16 protein-coding genes and 1 tRNA gene are annotated in these 17,933 nt (G+C 62.9%); 6 read left to right on the top strand and 11 right to left on the bottom strand.

What is annotated here, in order from left to right; all coding sequences use genetic code 11:
• Positions 1 to 17 precede the first annotated feature (17 nt).
• The 3 genes from SPBM01_RS09655 to SPBM01_RS09645 all read right to left on the bottom strand — a co-directional run bounded on the left by SPBM01_RS09655 (position 18) and on the right by SPBM01_RS09645 (position 1,473).
• A complete protein-coding gene (locus SPBM01_RS09655; protein WP_188065289.1) occupies positions 18 to 671 on the bottom strand; it encodes a hypothetical protein in 654 nt (217 codons plus the stop codon).
• A 4-nt stretch (positions 672 to 675) separates the two neighbouring features.
• Complete coding sequence (locus SPBM01_RS09650) at positions 676 to 1,350, bottom strand: glutathione S-transferase family protein (protein WP_188065288.1); 675 nt, start codon at positions 1,348 to 1,350, stop codon at positions 676 to 678.
• Positions 1,351 to 1,399: 49 nt separating this feature from the next.
• Positions 1,400 to 1,473: transfer RNA gene (locus SPBM01_RS09645), tRNA-Cys, on the bottom strand.
• Between the two features lie 204 nt (positions 1,474 to 1,677).
• Here SPBM01_RS09645 and SPBM01_RS09640 point away from each other — a divergent pair.
• From SPBM01_RS09640 to SPBM01_RS09620, 5 genes are all read left to right on the top strand, one after another.
• Positions 1,678 to 2,304, top strand: coding sequence for a protein-L-isoaspartate O-methyltransferase family protein (locus SPBM01_RS09640; protein ID WP_188065287.1), 627 nt, complete (start codon positions 1,678 to 1,680; stop codon positions 2,302 to 2,304).
• A 10-nt stretch (positions 2,305 to 2,314) separates the two neighbouring features.
• On the top strand, positions 2,315 to 3,766 hold the full coding sequence (locus SPBM01_RS09635; RefSeq protein WP_410483034.1) for a TolC family outer membrane protein: 1,452 nt from the start codon (positions 2,315 to 2,317) through the stop codon (positions 3,764 to 3,766).
• A gap of 50 nt (positions 3,767 to 3,816) precedes the next feature.
• Positions 3,817 to 4,302, top strand: coding sequence for a DUF2497 domain-containing protein (locus SPBM01_RS09630; RefSeq protein ID WP_188065286.1), 486 nt, complete (start codon positions 3,817 to 3,819; stop codon positions 4,300 to 4,302).
• Between the two features lie 169 nt (positions 4,303 to 4,471).
• The gene (locus SPBM01_RS09625) at positions 4,472 to 7,171 is read left to right on the top strand and encodes a valine--tRNA ligase (RefSeq protein WP_188065285.1); all 2,700 of its coding nucleotides are present in this window, start codon (positions 4,472 to 4,474) and stop codon (positions 7,169 to 7,171) included.
• Positions 7,172 to 7,262: 91 nt separating this feature from the next.
• Positions 7,263 to 8,717: an MATE family efflux transporter gene (locus SPBM01_RS09620; protein WP_188065284.1), complete on the top strand. Its 1,455-nt coding sequence runs from the start codon at positions 7,263 to 7,265 to the stop codon at positions 8,715 to 8,717.
• Positions 8,718 to 8,726: 9 nt separating this feature from the next.
• On the opposite strand, the gene SPBM01_RS09615 is transcribed toward SPBM01_RS09620, so the two are convergent.
• Complete coding sequence (locus SPBM01_RS09615; protein WP_188065283.1) at positions 8,727 to 10,382, bottom strand: ATP-binding protein; 1,656 nt, start codon at positions 10,380 to 10,382, stop codon at positions 8,727 to 8,729.
• Between the two features lie 226 nt (positions 10,383 to 10,608).
• Here SPBM01_RS09615 and SPBM01_RS09610 point away from each other — a divergent pair, with 226 nt between their 5' ends.
• Positions 10,609 to 11,682: an acyltransferase family protein gene (locus SPBM01_RS09610; RefSeq protein ID WP_262504379.1), complete on the top strand. Its 1,074-nt coding sequence runs from the start codon at positions 10,609 to 10,611 to the stop codon at positions 11,680 to 11,682.
• Here SPBM01_RS09610 and SPBM01_RS09605 read toward each other — a convergent pair.
• The 7 genes from SPBM01_RS09605 to panB all read right to left on the bottom strand — a co-directional run bounded on the left by SPBM01_RS09605 (position 11,677) and on the right by panB (position 17,876).
• The gene (locus SPBM01_RS09605) at positions 11,677 to 12,684 is read right to left on the bottom strand and encodes an LLM class flavin-dependent oxidoreductase (RefSeq protein ID WP_188065281.1); all 1,008 of its coding nucleotides are present in this window, start codon (positions 12,682 to 12,684) and stop codon (positions 11,677 to 11,679) included. The genes SPBM01_RS09610 and SPBM01_RS09605 overlap by 6 nt on opposite strands.
• Before the next feature lie 44 nt (positions 12,685 to 12,728).
• Positions 12,729 to 13,169: an Hpt domain-containing protein gene (locus tag SPBM01_RS09600; protein WP_188065280.1), complete on the bottom strand. Its 441-nt coding sequence runs from the start codon at positions 13,167 to 13,169 to the stop codon at positions 12,729 to 12,731.
• 88 nt (positions 13,170 to 13,257) lie between these two features.
• Positions 13,258 to 13,401, bottom strand: coding sequence for a hypothetical protein (locus SPBM01_RS09595; RefSeq protein ID WP_410483033.1), 144 nt, complete (start codon positions 13,399 to 13,401; stop codon positions 13,258 to 13,260).
• Between the two features lie 70 nt (positions 13,402 to 13,471).
• Positions 13,472 to 14,833, bottom strand: a complete 1,362-nt coding sequence (gene der / locus SPBM01_RS09590; RefSeq protein ID WP_188065278.1) for a ribosome biogenesis GTPase Der — start codon at positions 14,831 to 14,833, stop codon at positions 13,472 to 13,474.
• A gap of 32 nt (positions 14,834 to 14,865) precedes the next feature.
• A complete protein-coding gene (locus SPBM01_RS09585) occupies positions 14,866 to 16,221 on the bottom strand; it encodes a PQQ-like beta-propeller repeat protein (protein ID WP_188065277.1) in 1,356 nt (451 codons plus the stop codon).
• A gap of 8 nt (positions 16,222 to 16,229) precedes the next feature.
• A complete protein-coding gene (locus SPBM01_RS09580; protein WP_188065276.1) occupies positions 16,230 to 16,928 on the bottom strand; it encodes a tetratricopeptide repeat protein in 699 nt (232 codons plus the stop codon).
• 75 nt (positions 16,929 to 17,003) lie between these two features.
• Positions 17,004 to 17,876: a 3-methyl-2-oxobutanoate hydroxymethyltransferase gene (panB, locus tag SPBM01_RS09575; protein WP_188065275.1), complete on the bottom strand. Its 873-nt coding sequence runs from the start codon at positions 17,874 to 17,876 to the stop codon at positions 17,004 to 17,006.
• Positions 17,877 to 17,933: the final 57 nt, after the last annotated feature.

Genomic DNA, 17,933 nt, shown 5'->3' with positions numbered 1-17,933 from the left:
GTTTTTTCATGCCCCGATCATTTGCGTATCGCAACCACCGCCGACCAGCGCGCATCGATTCGCGCGACTGGCACCTTGCCGACATCCCGCGTCACCAGCGACAATCCACGCAGCGTCACATCATGCCCGGCCAGCCAGCGACCCGCTATGCCATAACCAATGTCATAGACCGCATTGTCCTCCCGCGCTTCGCCATTCACCACGAAGCGCGTGGTGATGACGACCGGCAGCTTCTCGTCCCCTACGCTATTATCGGGCAGCTTTGCCTTCTCCCGCGCTCGCTTGAGTGCGCTTTCGAACCAGCCCGCCTCGATCCGTGGCTGGCCCGTCGTGGAAACCGGCGCGACGCCCAGCGCACCGGGAAAAATAATGGTCTGGCTCTGCACGATCTGGTCGGGCGCGGCGGGTGTCAGCAACAGCCGGTCGTCGCCATCGGCCTTCGCGTTCAGCACCAGCTTGGCGGCGCGCGCCGACGCCGACCGGCTTTGGCTGGCCTTGTACGCGCGCTCGTCCTGCTTGTCCGACCAGTTGAGATAGAGCGTCAGCGCAGAAATGCCGACCGCCAGCACAGCCAGCATTTCGCCCAGGCTTATCCAGCGACGGCGGATCGCGGCGGCCTCAGCCGCGCGTGCTTCCTTGGGCATTTCGGGGGTGTCCGGTGCGTCGCTCATCGTCTCACGCCACTTTCGGCGGCACTTCGAACCTGTCGATCACCCAATCTTCCGCCTGCGCCCCGCCGATCCACTCCTGCATCCATGGATGGGCGATGATCGCGCGCATATAGCTTTCGGCAAAGCGTGCGACCGGCAATTGATACGTGATCAACCGCGTCACCACCGGCGCGAACATCACGTCCGCCGCGCCGAACGCGCCGAACAGAAACTCGCCCTCGCCGCCGTGGCGCGCGCGCGCCTGCGCCCATAGCTGCATCAGCCGTGCCAGATCCTGCGCTACTGCGTCGGACGGCGGCACCGCATCGTATATCTGGCGTATGTTCATGCTATGCTCGCGGCGCAGCGCGGCAAAGCTGCTGTGCATTTCCGCCGCCATGGATCGCGCCATCGCCCGCGCCGCCGGATCGGTCGGCCAGAACAGGTCGCCATCGGTTTTCTCATTGAGATATTCGACGATGGCCAGGCTGTCCCACACGACGATGTCGTCGCCGTCCCACAATATCGGCACCTTGCCCGACGATGGCGCGAACTCGTCGCCCTCGCGCCGCTTCTCCCACGCTTCGTCATAGAGGGGAACGACCACCTCCTCGAACGGCAGGCCGGACAATTTGCACGCCAGCCAGCCACGCAGCGACCAGCTCGAATAGGCTTTGTTGCCGATAAACAGTTTCATCATGCCGCCCCTCTTAAACGGGAGCGGCGTGACAAGTCGAGAAGGAAGAAGTTGGAGGCCCGAGCCGGAATCGAACCGGCGTGCGAGGATTTGCAGTCCTCTACGTCACCACTCCGCCATCGGGCCATCCATGCGGTGGACGCCGCAAATGTGCGCCTTCGATGGCAAAGTCAAGCGGTGCAACACGCCCCGCCACAAGAATCTCGTCCCATGGCGCGCAAAGCCGCTTGGCGCGGGGCGTGCGCTGATTTAGAGAACCGATGATCCCCTTGCTGTATTGCATTGCCAATACAGTTGTGCCAAGCCCACTGGACCAAGCGAGAAACTATCGTGACCGAGCAGAATTTTTCTTCGATGCGGACCGCCATGGTCGAAAGCCAGCTGCGCACCAGCGACGTGGACGACGTGCGCGTGATCGCCGCGATGGCGAAGCTGCCGCGTGAGGATTATGTGCCGGTCGAACGCCGCGCCATGGCCTATATCGACCGTCCCGTTCCGCTCGGCGGTGGTCGCGCGCTCAATCCGCCGCTGGTAGTCGGCCGCCTGTTGACGGAGGCGCAGGTTGCGCCGGGCGACAAGGTGCTGTTGATCGGTGCGGCCACGGGCTACAGCGCTGCGCTGCTGACTGCGCTGGGCGCGCAGGTCATAGCGGTCGAGGAAGAAGGCGGGCCTGATTTCGCTGCCACGACCATAGTGCGTGGGCCACTGAACGCCGGATCGCCCGATGGCGCCCCCTATGATCTTTTGTTCATCGACGGCGCGGTGGAGGAAGTCCCCGCCACGCTCGTTCAGCAGCTTGTCGATGGGGGACGGGTAGTGACGGGTATCGTCGAACGGGGTGTCACGCGCCTGTGCAGCGGCCGTGCCGTGGCGGGCGTGCTGGGCCTTTCCAGCCTGGCCGACATCGAAATGATAGTGTTGCCGGGCTTTGCCGCGCCGGAGCGGTTCGTTTTTTGAGACGGGGATCATGACAGCAAAGCGACTTTCTTTTCGGCGGACCACCGCTACGGCCTTGCTGTTGCTGACTTCCGGGCTGGCGAATCCGGCCATGGCCGAAACGCTGCAAGGCGCACTGGCCAAGGCTTATGCCTCCAACCCGACGCTGACCGGCGCACGGGCGGGGCAGCGCGCGACCGATGAAAATGTGCCGATTCAAAAGGCATCGGGGCGGCCCTCTGTCCAGTCGCAGGCGCAGTTTCAGGAACTGGTGGTCCGACCGTCCAACAGCTTCCTGGCCCCCCATCGTTCGGCCAGCGCCAGCGTCAGCATCGACGTGCCTATCTACCAGGGTGGGGCGGTGCGCGACGGGGTGAAGGCGGCGAAAACCCGCGTGGAAGCGGGGCAGGCCAATTTGCGCGGCACCGAAGCCAGCATTTTCTCGCAAGTGGTCGGCGCCTATATGGATGTCATCCGCGACAGTGCGATCGTTTCGCTCAACCTGGCGAATATCAACGTGCTGAACACGAACCTTCAGGCCAGCAATGACCGGTTCGAAGTCGGCGACCTGACCCGCACCGACGTTGCGCAATCGCAATCGCGCCTCGCCCTGGCGCAGTCCGATTTGCAGAATGCGCAGGCGAACCTGATCGCCAGCCGCGAAAATTACATCGCGCTGGTGGGTGAGGCGCCCGACAATCTGGAAGCGCCGCCGATATTGCCGGGCCTGCCCGAAACACCCGAAGCCGCCGTGCAGGTCGCCCTGGCCGACAATCCCGATATCCTGTCTGCGCAAAAGGCGCGGGAAGCGGCCCGTTACGATGTGAAGGTTGCAAAGGCCGGTAGCCTGCCGACCCTGTCCGGCTTCACCCAGGGCAGCTATACCGATTATATGGACAGCGACATTGCCGCCAACAAGCAGGCAGCGGTAGGGGCTACACTGGCGATCCCGCTCTATCAGGGCGGTCGTCCTGCCGCGCAGGTGCGCCAGCGCCAGGCGCAGGAATCGCAGGCGATGGAACAGCAGATCGAAGTCGAACGTGGCGTCATTGCCCAGACGCGCAGCGCTTTTGCCAGTTGGCAGGCATCGCTCAACGCGATCGAATCGAACCAGAAAGCCGTCGATGCGTCCGGCCTGTCGCTGGAAGGTGTGCGGGCGGAAAATTCGGTCGGCAGCCGCACGATCCTCGACATTCTCGACGCCGAGCAGGAAGCGCTCCGGGCGCGGGTGCAACTCGTTACCGTGCGGCGCAACGCCTATGTCGCCGGGTTCAGCCTGCTCGCGGCCATGGGCCATGCGCAGGCGGACGATCTGGGGCTGGAAAGCGGCACGCTCTACGATCCCACGGTCAATTATGGCCGGGTGAAGGGCAAATGGTTCGACTGGGACTATGATGCCGCGCCCATGCCGTTGGCGACGCGCACCGTTGACACATTGCCACAAAACGCCAATGTGAGTCCCGATGCGGCACAGCGGCCCTAACGGGCTGTATTTGCAGCGCCAAATTCAGGACGAAATTTCAGGGGGCGTTGGTGGGCGACATGACCAAGGAACCGTCGATGGAGGAAATTCTCTCCTCCATCAAACGGATCATCGCCGAAGAGGGCGAGGAAGCGATGCAGGCCGCCCCGCGTCGCGGCCGCGCCGAACCCGCGCCCAAGGCCGAAGCGTCCTTCGCGCCGACCTTTACGCCGGTCGAAGAAGTGCTGGAACTGACCGACGAAATCCCGCTGGAGGAAGCCGTGCCTGCGCCCAAAGCTGCCCCCAAGGCAAAGCCCGTCGCTGCCGTCGCGGCGGAGGATTCGATCCTGTCGGTCGAAAGCGAAGTCGCCGCACGCCATTCCCTGTCCGCGCTGTCGTCCATGCTGGTCACGCCGCAGGATGGCGGTGACAATACGCTCGACGGTCTGGTCCGCGCGATGTTGAAACCGATGCTCAAGGAATGGCTCGACGCGCGCCTGCCCGCTCTGGTCGAGGACATGGTCGCCAAGGAAATCGCGCGTATCACTGCGCGCTAAACCTGTTACGCCGCACCGGCCCTCTCCCCACCTGGCCTCCCGTTCAGGATATTCTGTGGGAGGCCGGGTGGGGGAGAGGGCCGGTGCGGACTGCAAAATCCGCCCTTTCGCGGATTTTCATAGGAAGCGCCCTATTTGATCTTCGCGCGCAGGTCGTTAAAGCGCGGGCATGACCGATCTGCCCAAAACATTCGACCCCGCCGATATCGAAGCCCGCTGGTACGCCCATTGGGAAGAACGCGGCCTGTTCCGCCCCGAACGGCCGGATGCCCAGCCCTATACCATCGTCAACCCCCCGCCCAATGTGACGGGCAGCCTGCACATCGGCCATGCGCTCGACAATACGTTGCAGGACATCATGATCCGCTACGAACGGTTGCGCGGCAAGGATGCGCTGTGGGTGGTCGGCACCGACCATGCGGGCATCGCGACGCAGATGGTGGTCGAACGGCAATTGAACGCAGCGGGGCAGAAACGCACCGACTATAGTCGTAACGACTTCGTAACGAAAGTTTGGGACTGGAAAGCGCAAAGCGGCGGCACCATCACTGGCCAGTTGCGACGGCTGGGCTGCTCGATGGACTGGGCCAACGAACGCTTCACCATGGACGAAGGCTTTTCCAAGGCCGTCGTCAAGACCTTCGTGGAACTGCACCAGCGCGGCCTGCTCTACCGCGACAAGCGGCTCGTGAACTGGGATCCCCATTTCCGCTCCGCCATTTCCGATCTGGAGGTCGAAACGAAGGAGACGAAGGGCGGCTTCTGGCACTTCCGCTACCCGCTGGCAGACGGCGCGCAATTAAGTGATGGCACTGTCCATGTCGTTGTCGCCACAACGCGCCCGGAAACGATGCTGGCCGACATGGCAATCGCTGTAAATGCTGAGGATTCCCGCTATAAGGACGTCATCGGCAAGCATATCATTTTGCCGATTACCGGACGCCGTATCCCTATCGTCGCGGACGATCATGCCGACCCGGAACTGGGGTCCGGCGCGGTCAAGATCACGCCCGGCCACGACTTCAACGATTTCGAAGTCGGCAAGCGCGCAGGCTCTAAGGCCGCCGACATGCTCAACATGTTCGACGCCGACGCCAATGTCGTCCAGACCGCCGACGGCCTGATCCCAGACCGCTTCCTTGGCCTCCACCGCTTCAAGCGCGATGGCGTGGACGGCGCGCGCGAAGCCGTGGTCGCAGAAATGAAGGCGCTGGGCCTGCTGGTCCCCCATGTCACGAAAAACAAGGAGGGTGAGGAAGTCGCCGCCGACTTCGAACCGCGCACCATCCAGACCCCCTATGGCGACCGCTCCGGCGTGGTCATCGAACCCTGGCTGACCGACCAATGGTATGTCGACGCCGCCAAGCTGGCACAGGCACCGATGCAGGCGGTTCGCGACGGCCGGATCGAAATCGTCCCCAAGACATGGGAAAAGACCTTCTTCAACTGGATGGAAAATATCCAGCCCTGGTGCGTCTCCCGCCAGCTTTGGTGGGGCCATCAGATCCCGGCTTGGTTCGATGAAGATGGCACGCCTTATGTCGCTGAAACCGAAGCCGAAGCGCAAGCGCTGGCCGGTAACAAGGCGCTGGTGCGCGACCCGGACGTCCTCGACACCTGGTTCTCCTCCGCGCTCTGGCCGTTCGGCACGCTGGGCTGGCCGGAACAGAGCGAGAAGTTGTCACGCCATTATCCCAACGATTTGCTGATCTCCGGTTTCGACATCCTGTTCTTCTGGGATGCGCGGATGGCGATGCAGGGCATGGAGTTCATGGGCGATGTCCCATGGCGCAAACTCTATCTCCACGGGCTCGTCCGCGCCGCCGACGGCCAGAAAATGTCCAAGTCCAAGGGCAATGTGGTCGATCCGCTCGGCCTGATCGACAAGTTCGGCGCGGACGCGCTGCGCTTCTTCATGGCGGCGATGGAAAGCCAGGGCCGCGACGTGAAGATGGATGAGAAGCGAGTCGAGGGATACCGCAACTTCGCCACCAAACTGTGGAACGCCGCCCGCTTCCTCCAGTCGAACGGCGTCACAGCCTCCACCAGCCATGAAGCCCCCGCCGCGATACTGCCGGTCAACCGCTGGATCATCGCCGAAACAGTGGCAGCCGTGCAGGCGATCGACATCGCGCTCGCCGAACTGCGCTTCGATGCAGCCTCGAACGCCATCTATCATTTCGTCTGGGACCAGTTTTGCGACTGGTATATCGAACTCACCAAAGGCGCGATGGATGCGGAAACCCGCGCCGTGGCGGGCTGGGCGTTCGACCAGATATTGGTGATGCTCCACCCCTTCATGCCCTTCATCACCGAAGAATTGTGGCACCTGACCGGCACCCGCGCCAGCGAACTGATCGTCGCCCAATGGCCGCAGGCACTGGCCGCCGTGGACGCGCAAGCGCAGGCGGAAATCGACTGGCTGATCCGGCTGGTCAGCGCGATCCGCACCACGCGCACCGAACTCAACGTCCCTCCGGGCGCGAAGCTGCCGATGGTGGTCCGCGACGGGTCGGAAGAAACGCATCGCCGCCTCGACCGGCAGGGGATCGCTCTTGCGCGTCTGGGCAGGGTCGAAAGTCTGACCTTCGGTGATCCGCCAGCAGGCGGCGCGGCGCAGATCGTGGTGGATGAAGCCACCTTCATCCTGCCGCTCGAAGGCGTGATCGACATCGCAGCGGAAAAGACTCGCCTCGCCAAGGCGCTGGCCGCTGCGGAAAAGGAACGCGATTCGCTGGGCGGTCGCCTGTCCAACCCCAGCTTCGTGGAAAAGGCCAAGCCCGAAGCCGTCGTCAAGGCGCGGGAGGATCATGCCGACAAGAGCGCCGAGGCAGACCGGCTGAAGGCGGCGCTAGACCGGCTGGGCTGATCCGCCCCATAAACATATCGCCAATTGCAGCTTCCCAACCGCGCGACAATCCCCTTACAGGGGAATGAGATGCGGTGGGGAGTGGGGTGATATGGCAGGTCCGGCAACAGGCAAGGCGCGCGACCTGACACAGGGAGCGATTGCCGCAACCCTGCTGATGTTCGCCATTCCCACGCTGGCGTCGAACATTCTCCAGTCGCTCAACGGGTCGATCAACGCGATCTGGGTCGGGCGCTTTCTGGGTGCGCAGGCGCTGGCCGCGACGGCGAACGCCAACATCATCATGTTCCTCATGTTCTCGGTCGTGTTCGGCTTTGGCATGGCGTCGACGGTAATGATCGGGCAGGCGATGGGGCGGCGAGACATCGTCGCCGCGCGCCGCGCCTTCGGCTCGGCAGTCGGCTTTTGCACGGTGATGGCGATCGTCGTCGCCACGATCGGCTGGCTCGGAGCCCCGGCGCTGCTGCACATGCTGGCGACCCCGACCGAAGCGTTCGACATGGCGCTGGTCTATCTGCGCGTCATCTTCATCGCCATGCCCGCCAGCCTGTTGTCGGTCATGATGATGATGGGCCTGCGCGGCGTGGGCGACGCACGCACCCCGCTCATCTTCATGATCGTCAGCGTGGTCATCGACCTGGTCCTCAACCCGGTGCTGATCCTGGGCCTGGGTCCGATCCCCGCCATGGGCATCGCCGGATCGGCAGCGGCCACGGCGGCGGCTGGCTTCATCAGCCTGATCGCCCTGATCTTCTACACTTATGCCAAGGATCTGCCGTTGCGGCTGCGCGGGCCGGAACTCGCCTTTTTGCGCCCGGCTGCGGACGAAATGCGCGTGCTGCTGGGCAAAGGGCTGCCCATGGGGTTGCAGATGATCGTGATGTCGGCGTCCGGCCTCGTCATGATTGGTCTGGTCAATCGCGAAGGGCTGCTGGTGACAGCTGCCTATGGCGCGTCGCAACAGCTATGGACCTATCTTCAGATGCCCGCGATGGCGATGGGCGCAGCGGTCAGCGCCATGGCGGCGCAGAATGTCGGGGCGGGGCGGTGGGACCGGATCAGCCGCATCACCGGCTTTGGCATCGGCTACCAGTTGCTGATCACCGGCTCGATGGTCGCGGTGATGCTGGTCTTTCACGAACCGCTGCTGGCCCTGTTCCTGGGCGACAATGGCCCCGCGATCGCCGAAGCCTGGCACATGCAGTTGCGTGTCAGCTGGAGCTTCATCGCCTTTGGCTGCACCATGATCCTGTTCGGGGTGATGCGCGCCAATGGCGTGGTCGTCAAACCGCTGCTGATCCTGATGTTCACCCTCTTTGTGGTGCGGATCGGCTTTTATTATCTGGGCTATCCGGTCATTGGCGTCGATGCGCTGTGGTTCAGCTTCCCGGTCGGGTCGTTCTTCTCGCTGCTGCTCGCCTTCCTCGTCTATATCCATGGCGGCTGGCGCAAGGCCAAGCTGCTGGTGCCGGTGCATGAGGAGGAATGTCGCGAATCGGTGAACAGCGACGCCGAACCGGCCGGACGCATTGCACCGACCGGGTAGGGGCGGCTGTTACCGCCCCTGATTGCGCCAGCGCGTGATCGTGCGGTCCAATATGTCATGCTCGTCACCTGCTTCACGCCACAGCGCGGTGAAGCTGGGGTCGCCGGACGCAGGACGACGATTTTCTTCCAGATTGTCGAGCGCCACACGGATAGGCACGGCCACACCCTCGCCGCAGATGATCGCTTCACGGTTGCGCAGCGCTGGAATCGAATCGAGGAAACCGCGCGCGCCTTCGGGCATGGCGGCACGCACGAAAGCCTGATCGCGGTCGTTGTTCAGGCGCATGGAAATGATGGTGCCGCACTGCGACAGCACGCCTTCGGCAAGGTCCGACGGCCGCTGTGTGATCAGGCCCAGCGACACGCCATATTTACGGCCTTCCTTGGCGATCCGCTCCAATATCTTGCGCACCGCCTGGCCTGATCCGGTCGTGCTGTTGGGAATGTAGCGATGCGCTTCTTCGCAGACGAGCAATATGGGCCGCTGCGGTTCGTCGCGCGCCCAGATGGCATAGTCGAATACTAGCCGCGACAGCACCGACACGACGGTCGATGTGATGTCGGACGGCATAGCCGACACGTCGATGATCGAAATCGGCTTGCCGTCGGATGGCAGGCGGAAAATCTTGGCAATGAACGCCTGCATCGTGTCGGCGACCAACATGCCCGAAAACATGAAACTGTAACGCGGGTCGGCCTTGATCTCTTCGATCTTGGTCTTCAACCGCATATAGGGCAGCGAGTTGGTGCCCTTGTCGAGCTTCCCCATCTCATTTTGAAGGATGTTGGTCAGGTCCGACAAAAGATAGGGGATCGGCGAATCGACCGTCAGGCGGCCAATCTGTTCGGCCAGACGGTTCTTCGATCGCGCGGCGAGCAGGCATTTGGCCAAGATGTCGCAATCGACCGTGCGTTCCGAGCCGGACGATGTGACGAACACTTCGCAATGTTCCTCGAAATTCATCAGCCAATAGGGCAGCGCCAGATTGTTGATGTCGAACACAGCGCCATTGGTGGCGAAGGCTGCGCCATATTCGCCATGCGGGTCGATCATCACGATATGCCCCTGCGGCGACAGGTCGCAGATGCGGTGCAGGATCAGCGCGGCGCTGGTCGATTTGCCGGTGCCGGTCGAACCCAGCAGCGCGAAATGCTTGCCCAGCATCGAATCGACATAGAGTGCGGCGCGCGTATCGCTGGTGGGATAGACGGTGCCGATTTCGACGTTGGGCCGATCGTCGGCAGCATAGATTTGCTGCATGTCGCGCCCCGACACCGGGAAAATGTCGGTTCCGGGCGTCGGATAGCGCGTCACACCCCGGCGAAAACGGTAGATGCGCCCGGTCAGTCGCTCCTCATCCCCTTCACCCAGAAAGTCGATGTCCGCGATGATGCTCTTGGTCACCTGGTCCAGCGTCAGCGCCCGGACGCTGGCGACCAGCCAGCAGGTGCCGACCCGCATCTTCACTTGGCTGCCGACCTGCCCTGCCATCGCGGTGCAAGGGTCGGCATCCTGTCCCAGCAAAGCGAGGCGTTCGGGGTCGATCATCACCTTGGAACTGGATCCGGCGATCTGAAAAACCATCCCCATAGCCTGGGGCAAGCCGGGCTGGGCCGATGCCAGGGCAGCAGAAAATTGGTGCGCATCCGGCATATGTGTCATTGGCCCTGCTCGTCCCCCATGCCGGGTCAATTCCGGCAAGCAGGACAGTGATAGGCGTGACAGGTAAAGATTGGCTTAGCTTTGCCGCAGCGGCGCGGCCCGCCTGAGCCATCCTGCCGCCGATCCCTTAACAGCCGGTAGCATCGGGTCCGAAATGGATCGGTCTGAACGCGGGAACACTGTCGGGTGTCGGGCATTGAAGCACCGCCACGATCAGGATGTTTTCTTGCCCAAACCGTCAGAAGCCGATGACAAGCGCCGATCTGACGCCATCGCCATCGCCCGCGTCATCTGCATTCTGGGTGTCGTCTATGTCCATGGCTGGACCGGGCTGAACGGCGAAGCGTTGCAGGCGCTGCGCGGCACGGCGCAGGACAATCTGCGCTGGGGCTTGATGGAAATTTTCGGGCGCAGCGCGGTGCCGTTGCTGGGCCTGATATCGGGATGGCTGGTGGCAGGGTCTGGTCGGACACGCGACTGGAGCAGCCATATCGGGCGCAAGGCGCGCACGATATTCTTGCCGATGCTGCTGTGGAACATGCTGGCCATCCTGCTGGTGTCGGGCGCTGCGCTGACGGTCGGCCTGTCCGCACCTGTGCCTGTATCGACCGAATGGGTGATGCAGGAAATTTTCGTCCTGACCCGCAATCCCGACATCAATGTGCAGATGCCGTTTTTGCGCGACCTGTTCCTGTGCATGGTGGCCGCGCCATTGCTGGTGCGATTGCCGCTATGGGGGCTTGCGCTGGTTGCACTGGCTGCCGCAGTTGCGCAGGTGGCGGGCGTGGGACCGCCGCTGCTGATGCGCGCGTCTATCCTCTTTTTCTTCGCTGGCGGGATGATAGCCCGGCGCGAAGGCTGGGCCGAGCGGGCGGTAGTCTTGCCCTTGGCGATTGCCGTTGCGCCATTCATCCTCTTGATCGGGGTGCAGCTTTATGCCGTGATCACCTTTGGTGATGCTTTGCCGGTTCTGACGCGCAACCTGTTGGATATGGTCGTGCGGATGGCCGCTGCGCTGGCCTTCTGGCGGCTTGCCTGGGCGCTGGCGGGCAGCGGTGCGCGCGCCTTGCTGCTGCGGATCGAGCCATTCGCTTTCTTTCTTTTTTGCGCGCACCTGATCCTGATCTGGCTGGGCGGACCGTTGCTGGGGGCGCTATTCGGTCGCATGGGCACGCCGCTCTATCCGCTCTATCTGCTGCTCCAGCCGTTCCTGGTGCTGGCGGCTGTCATCGTCATCTCCACGGGCCTGCGCCGACTTGCGCCGCGCGCCGTCGCCATGCTGAGCGGGGGACGACTATAGCGCGGCGACGGGTGCGGTAATGGCCTGCGCCGCTGCCATGGCAATTGCGAAGCTGCGCTTGCGGGCCTCAAGATCGAAAATCTGGCCGGTGAGGATCACCTCGTCCACTTGCGTGCGGCGTAGAAAGGCGGACAGGTCACGCTCCACGTCCGCCTGGGTGCCGATGCTCGATACGCTCAGTACATCGGCCAGCATCGCCTGCGCCTGTGGCGGCAGGGATTCATAATAGCCGGGGACGGGTGGTTGCAGCTTACCCGGCGTGCCGGTGCGCAATCGCACGAAGGATTGCTGCATCGAACTGGCAAGCAACCGGGCTTCCTGCGCATCGTCGGCGGCAAAGACATTATAGCCCGCCATTACATAGGGATATTTGAGCTGTGCCGACGGGCGAAAGTCGCGACGATATATCTCGATCGCTTCGTCGAGCGCAGCCGGGGCAAAATGCGATGCGAAGGCATAGGGCAAGCCCAGCATGGCGGCCAGTTGCGCGCCGTAAAGGCTGGAGCCGAGGATCCACAGCGGAACATCTTCTCCCGCACCCGGTGTAGCCTGAATATTCAATCGTTCGTCGCCTGCAAAATAGGCGGCAAGCTCCATGATGTCGCGCGGGAACTGGTCCGACCCACCTGACAGGTTACGCCGGATCGCCTGCGCTACCCGTTGATCCGATCCCGGCGCGCGCCCCAGCCCCAGGTCGATACGACCGGGGAACAGCGCAGCCAGCGTGCCGAATTGTTCGGCGATCAGCAAAGGCGCGTGATTGGGTAGCATGATGCCGCCTGCGCCGATGCGGATGGATGCAGTGGCGTGGCCGATATGGGCAAGCACCACGGCCGTCGCGGCGGACGCAATACCCGCCATGCCATGATGTTCCGCCACCCAGTAGCGATGATAGCCCAGCCGTTCGGCATGGGCGGCCAGATCGGCTGCATTGGCAAGAGCGGAAGCGACGCTGTCGCCTCCGCGGACGGGGACCAGGTCGAGCAGGGAAAAGCGTGTCATACCCGCCATATGGGGGCAGGGTCAGTTTTATTTCAAGACGTAAATCAGACGGCGCGGCCAAATCCCGTCGCGGGAGTTTCGGTGCGGCGACCAAAGACGGTCGGGCGGCGGGCGACGAGCGGGTTGGCATCCCGGTCTAGCAGCGCCATCGTTTCGGTGAAACAAGGACGCAGGGCGACGACTGTCTCGATCAATTCGTCCGGTCCTTCATGGCTTTCCACGCAGCGACGGGCGACCATTTCGATTTCTTCCGCCATGGCGCTTAGTCGATAGGCACCGAACTGCGCCGATTCGCCTTTCAGCGTATGGGCAGGCGTGACCAGCGCAACAGCGTTACGCGCGCGAAAGGCTTCTTCGATCGCGCTGATCGATTTGGCGCCATCTTCCCGGAAATAGCCCAGAATGCGGAGAAATGCCGTGCCCAATTCGCCTCGGGTACGAGCGAAATCGGTCCAGTTTACCAGTTCGGCTTCTTGATAAGGCACTTGTGCCACTCCCTGATCCAACGAACCAAAAATAGGGGCAGCATGTAAACAGGCCGTTAAAGCGTAGCGAACCGAAATGGATTATGCATCATAAGGGCGTTCGGTGAGCCAAGGCGAACTGCCCCGGCGCAATCAAGGCGAAATCCCAATCGTGCTGGAGCGCCAGCGACGCCAGCTCGGCCGGGGCGATCGGATCGTCGGCTTCGATGATGATGGCGGCAGCATTCCGCATCGCCCTGGCCGCGCGTAGGGCAGGCCAGGGACATTTCATGCCCCTGGCGTTGACCTGAACCGGCCTGGGTTCATTTGGCAAAGGGATTTTTGGCACTCCGCAGGGTCATCCGCACCGGCACTGCGCCAAAGCCAAGCTCGCGGCGAATGCCATTTACCAGATAGCGGCGATAGCTTTCGGGCAAGTCGTCGAGTCGCGTGCCGAACAGGACGAAGGTGGGCGGGCGCGTCTTGTTCTGGGTAATGTAGCGCAGCTTGATCCGCTTGCCGCCCGGTGCCGGGGGCGGGTTGGCTTCCAGCGCGGTTTCGAACCAGCGGTTGAGGATGCCGGTGGATACGCGTTGCGACCAGGCGGTCCGGGTTTCGAACGCGACATGGATCAGGTCGTCCAGCCCTTTGCCTGTCGCCGCCGACACAGTCATGATCGGCACGCCGCGCACCTGCGCCAACCCGTCGTCCAATGCCTTCTTGATGCCTTGATACAGGGCCGAGCCATGCTCGACCGTGTCCCATTTGTTCAGCGCGATGACGAGCGCGCGCCCTTCCTCCAGCACCTTGTCTGCAATGCGCAGATCCTGCGCCTCCAGCCCGCGTGTGGAATCGAGCAGCAACACGACCACTTCGGCGAAGTTCACAGCGTTCATGCCGTCAGTAACGGCCAGCTTTTCCAGCTTGTCCTGCACCTTGGCATGTTTGCGCATCCCGGCGGTGTCGATCAGACGCACGGGGCGGTCTTCGCCCTCGCGGTTGGTCCACATCCAGTCGACGGCAATGCTGTCGCGCGTAATGCCCGCTTCTGGCCCGGTCAGCAGGCGGTTTTCGCCCAGCAGCCGATTGATCAGCGTGGATTTGCCTGCGTTGGGACGACCGACGATGGCGAGTTTGAGCGGTGCGCTCTCGTCATCCTCGTAAAATTCCTTCTCATGCTCGAATTCTTCGCGCTCAAGATGGGGGAGTAGTGCCTGGAACAGGTCGGCCATGCCCTGCCCGTGCTCAGCCGAAAAGGGAATGGGTTCGCCAAGGCCCAGACTGAAGGATTCCATCACGCCATCGTCGGCGGCCTTACCCTCTGCCTTGTTGGCGACGAGAATGACGGGCGCATCGTTCGCCCGCAGCCAGCGGGCGATTTCCTCGTCCAATGGCGTGATGCCAGCGCGCGCGTCGATCATGAACAGGGCAAGGTCGCAATTTTCGACGGCCGCTTCGGTCTGCATCCGCATCCGGCCGGGCAAGGTGTTGGCGTCCTCATCCTCATAACCGGCAGTATCGACGATGATGAAATCCAGGCCAAGCAGATGCGCCTCGCCCTCCCGCCGGTCGCGGGTTACGCCGGGCTGGTCATCGACCAGCGCCAGTCGCTTGCCAACCAGGCGATTAAAAAGTGTGGACTTGCCCACATTGGGCCGCCCGACAATAGCAACTGTGGGCAGCATGATGTGACCCGTATCCTTGTTAAATGCGCGCCTTAACGCAGCGCGGTCAGCTTGCCGTCATCGGCAAGCACATAGAGCATGTTGTTGGCGACGATCGGTGAAAGCGACATGGAACGATCCATATCCACTTCCGACTGTACCGCGCCAGTCGTGGGATCGACATAGACCATCTGGCCCCGCGTCGAAACGACAATCAGGCGACCACCGGCCAGCACTGGTCCGGTCCAGCGGATCGCCTTGTCCTTTTTCTTTTCCTTCTGCCAGCGGCGCAGCTGGCTGACCCAGCGGATCTTGCCAGTGGCGCGCGCGACGCAGAGCAGGCGCGCATCGCTGGTGACGGCGAACACCCATTCGCCCACGACCCACGGCGTGGAGATGCCCGCAATGTTGATTTCCCACAAACGCTGCCCGCTGGTCAGTTCGTAGGAGGCCATGCGGCCGCCCTGACCGATCGCAAAGACACGGCCACGGTCGATCACCGGATCGGCATCAATGTCGGTAAGCGTCGCGACGGCCGTAGAAATGCTGGTGCGCGACAGGGCGTCGCCCCACAGGGTGCGACCATTTTCGTAGCGATAGGCGTTGATTTCGCCCGAACTATAGCCCGCGATCACCGTTCCCTGCGCAGCGGCAGGGGCCGCGACGCCGAAAATACCCGTGACCTGCAATGTGCCGCTGTCGGTCCATTGCGTTTCGCCATCGGACTGGTTGAGCGCAAAAATCTGATTGTCCTGGCCCATCACATAGACATGGCCATTTTCCACCGTCGGCGCGCCACGCAGCGGCCCGGCCAGATGCTTTTTCCAAAGGATCGCGCCATCTGCCGCATTGAGCGCAAAGACGTCGCCAAGGCCAGTGCTGGCGAACAGCCGGTCGCCCAGCACGCTGACGCCACCACCAAACAGCGCGCGGCCATTGCCCTTGCCTTCGGCGGGCAGGCTGGTCTGCCACAATTTGGCGCCGCTCGCTGCATCGAACGCGATGGCGTGAGCGGCTGCATCGATCACGAACAGCTTGCCGCCCGACACGACCGGCGACGCGGCAAGGCGCGCCTGGGGTGAACTGCCCTCGATCGAGGCGCTCCACACAGTCGCAGGCGAAGCACCCAGCGCGACATGACCCATGGCCTTGGACGGATCACCGCCCGGTTGCGCCCAGTTTTCGTTGACATAGGGCGCGGGCAGGCTGACCGACACATCGGCCAGCGCCGGTTCGACTTCGACGCCCTGTTCGTTGCTGAGGATCGAGACGCGATTGCCGACGACCGGGGTTTTGGGTCCGCCCTTCTTGCCGCCGACGATGCCGCAGCCTGCAAGCAGGGCCAGCATCATGGCGACCGTGATGGCGCGGCCCACTGGCGCACTTTTCTTCATGCTGTGCGTAACCATCCGCTCATTCATCCCTGTACCGGCTCTGCGGGCAATTCGACCGCGTCGATTCCCAATAGTCCCGCCATCTGTCGCGCGCGTGAACGGATCGACTGGGGGACATTTTCATCCTTGGCAATGCCTGCGAACAATGGCCCGGCCAGATCGTTCTTGCCCATTTTCATATAGGCGATGGCGACCAGTTCGCCTGCGCTGCCGAACCATGGCGCGCCCTCGATCGCCAGCGGCTTCAACCGATCGACGATCTGCTGGGGCTTGAGGCTTTCATATTCCAGCGCAGTCTGGCGAATAAGCGCCAGATCGCGATAGGGCTGGTCCAGACTCGTATCAGCGGCGATCGCGCCATAGGCGGCAATCGCGCCCTTGGCGTCGCCCTTGCGCGACGCGGTGCCGGCCTTCACCAGTAGCGCCGAAGCACGGTAGCCCGGTTGGCTGGCCTGCGTCAGCGCGTCGAGTTGCCTGGCATCGGGCGTGCCGCCGCCGGTCGCGGTCGCCAGTGCGGCGTCCATCTGTTCCGACACGGCTTCCGACTGCGTCTTGCTGTAATGCTGCCAATATAACCAGCCGCCAAAAGCGGCCAGACTGGCGACCACGGCGACCAATATCCAGCGGCCATAGCGCTGCCACACGGTCAAAAGCTGGTCCTGGCGGACGGCTTCGTCCACCTCCCGCATGAAGGCTTCGCTATTTTGCGGCGTCAGGGCCACGGGATTCTCCGAGAAATGGATCAGAAATGTCTGCCGGAATCGGCGATCAATAGCGGCGCTTATGCCACAGGCAAATCACTTTTTGGGGCGATACACCTGTTCTTCGGTTGGAAAGGCCCGTGTTCGGACATCGGCGGCGTAGCGTTCGGCGGCAGTTGCGATGGTTTGGGCGATATTGTCGAAGCGTTTGACGAAGCGCGGCACCCGTTCGAACATGCCCAGCATATCCTCCGTCACCAGCACCTGCCCGTCGCAATGGGCCGATGCACCAATACCGATGACCGGCACATCGACGCTGTCGGTCAGCGCGACGGCCAGTTCCTCCATAACCCCTTCCAGCACCATGGCAAAGGCACCTGCGGTCGCCACGGCAGTCGCGTCTGCCATGATTTTGGCATGTTCCTCCTGGCTCTTGCCGCGCGCGCCATAGCCACCCAGCGCGTTCACGGCCTGCGGCGTCAGGCCGATATGCGCCATGACCGGGATGCCGCGCTGGCTGAGGAATGCAATGGTTTCCGCCATCGCCTGCCCGCCTTCCAGCTTGACCGCTGCCGCGCCGGTTTCCGACATGATGCGGCTGGCGCTGGCAAAGGCCTGCTGCGGGGAGGCTTCGTAGCTGCCGAAGGGCATGTCGACGATGACGACGCTATGGTAGCTGCCGCGCACGACGGCGGCACCGTGGGCGATCATCATGTCGAGTGTGACGGCAAGCGTCGAAGGCAGGCCGTAAATCACCTGGCCCAGCGAATCGCCGACCAGCAGCATGTCGCAATGGGGGTCGAGCAATTGTGCCTGCCGCGCGGTATAGGCAGTCAGCATCACCAGCGGCTCTGCCGTCTTTCCCTCAAACTTGCGCCGCTGGATGGCGGGCACGGTCAGGCGCTTCATTGGCGCGGGGGTGGGGTTGGCGCGGCTGGTCGCCGTATCGAGCGTGAAGGTCGTGGACATGGGGGCGCTCTACCGCACCGCGCGCAGAGTCGCAAATATCACAAGAGCGGGAGCGGC

Source organism: Sphingobium sp. KCTC 72723, assembly GCF_014280435.1.
GTDB lineage: Bacteria > Pseudomonadota > Alphaproteobacteria > Sphingomonadales > Sphingomonadaceae > Sphingobium.
Note: the sequence above shows the minus strand (reverse complement) of the source record. Positions and strands in the feature narration are given on the sequence as shown.

What these genes read in the sequence shown, in the direction of transcription:
- SPBM01_RS09655 (WP_188065289.1), bottom strand. Translation starts at nt 671, where the DNA reads ATGAGCGACGCACCGGACACCCCCGAAATGCCCAAGGAAGCACGCGCG.
- SPBM01_RS09650 (WP_188065288.1), bottom strand. Translation starts at nt 1,350, where the DNA reads ATGATGAAACTGTTTATCGGCAACAAAGCCTATTCGAGCTGGTCGCTG.
- SPBM01_RS09635 (WP_410483034.1), top strand. Translation starts at nt 2,315, where the DNA reads ATGACAGCAAAGCGACTTTCTTTTCGGCGGACCACCGCTACGGCCTTG.
- SPBM01_RS09625 (WP_188065285.1), top strand. Translation starts at nt 4,472, where the DNA reads ATGACCGATCTGCCCAAAACATTCGACCCCGCCGATATCGAAGCCCGC.
- SPBM01_RS09620 (WP_188065284.1), top strand. Translation starts at nt 7,263, where the DNA reads ATGGCAGGTCCGGCAACAGGCAAGGCGCGCGACCTGACACAGGGAGCG.
- SPBM01_RS09615 (WP_188065283.1), bottom strand. Translation starts at nt 10,382, where the DNA reads ATGACACATATGCCGGATGCGCACCAATTTTCTGCTGCCCTGGCATCG.
- SPBM01_RS09605 (WP_188065281.1), bottom strand. Translation starts at nt 12,684, where the DNA reads ATGACACGCTTTTCCCTGCTCGACCTGGTCCCCGTCCGCGGAGGCGAC.
- SPBM01_RS09595 (WP_410483033.1), bottom strand. Translation starts at nt 13,401, where the DNA reads ATGCGGAATGCTGCCGCCATCATCATCGAAGCCGACGATCCGATCGCC.
- der (WP_188065278.1), bottom strand. Translation starts at nt 14,833, where the DNA reads ATGCTGCCCACAGTTGCTATTGTCGGGCGGCCCAATGTGGGCAAGTCC.
- SPBM01_RS09585 (WP_188065277.1), bottom strand. Translation starts at nt 16,221, where the DNA reads ATGGTTACGCACAGCATGAAGAAAAGTGCGCCAGTGGGCCGCGCCATC.
- panB (WP_188065275.1), bottom strand. Translation starts at nt 17,876, where the DNA reads ATGTCCACGACCTTCACGCTCGATACGGCGACCAGCCGCGCCAACCCC.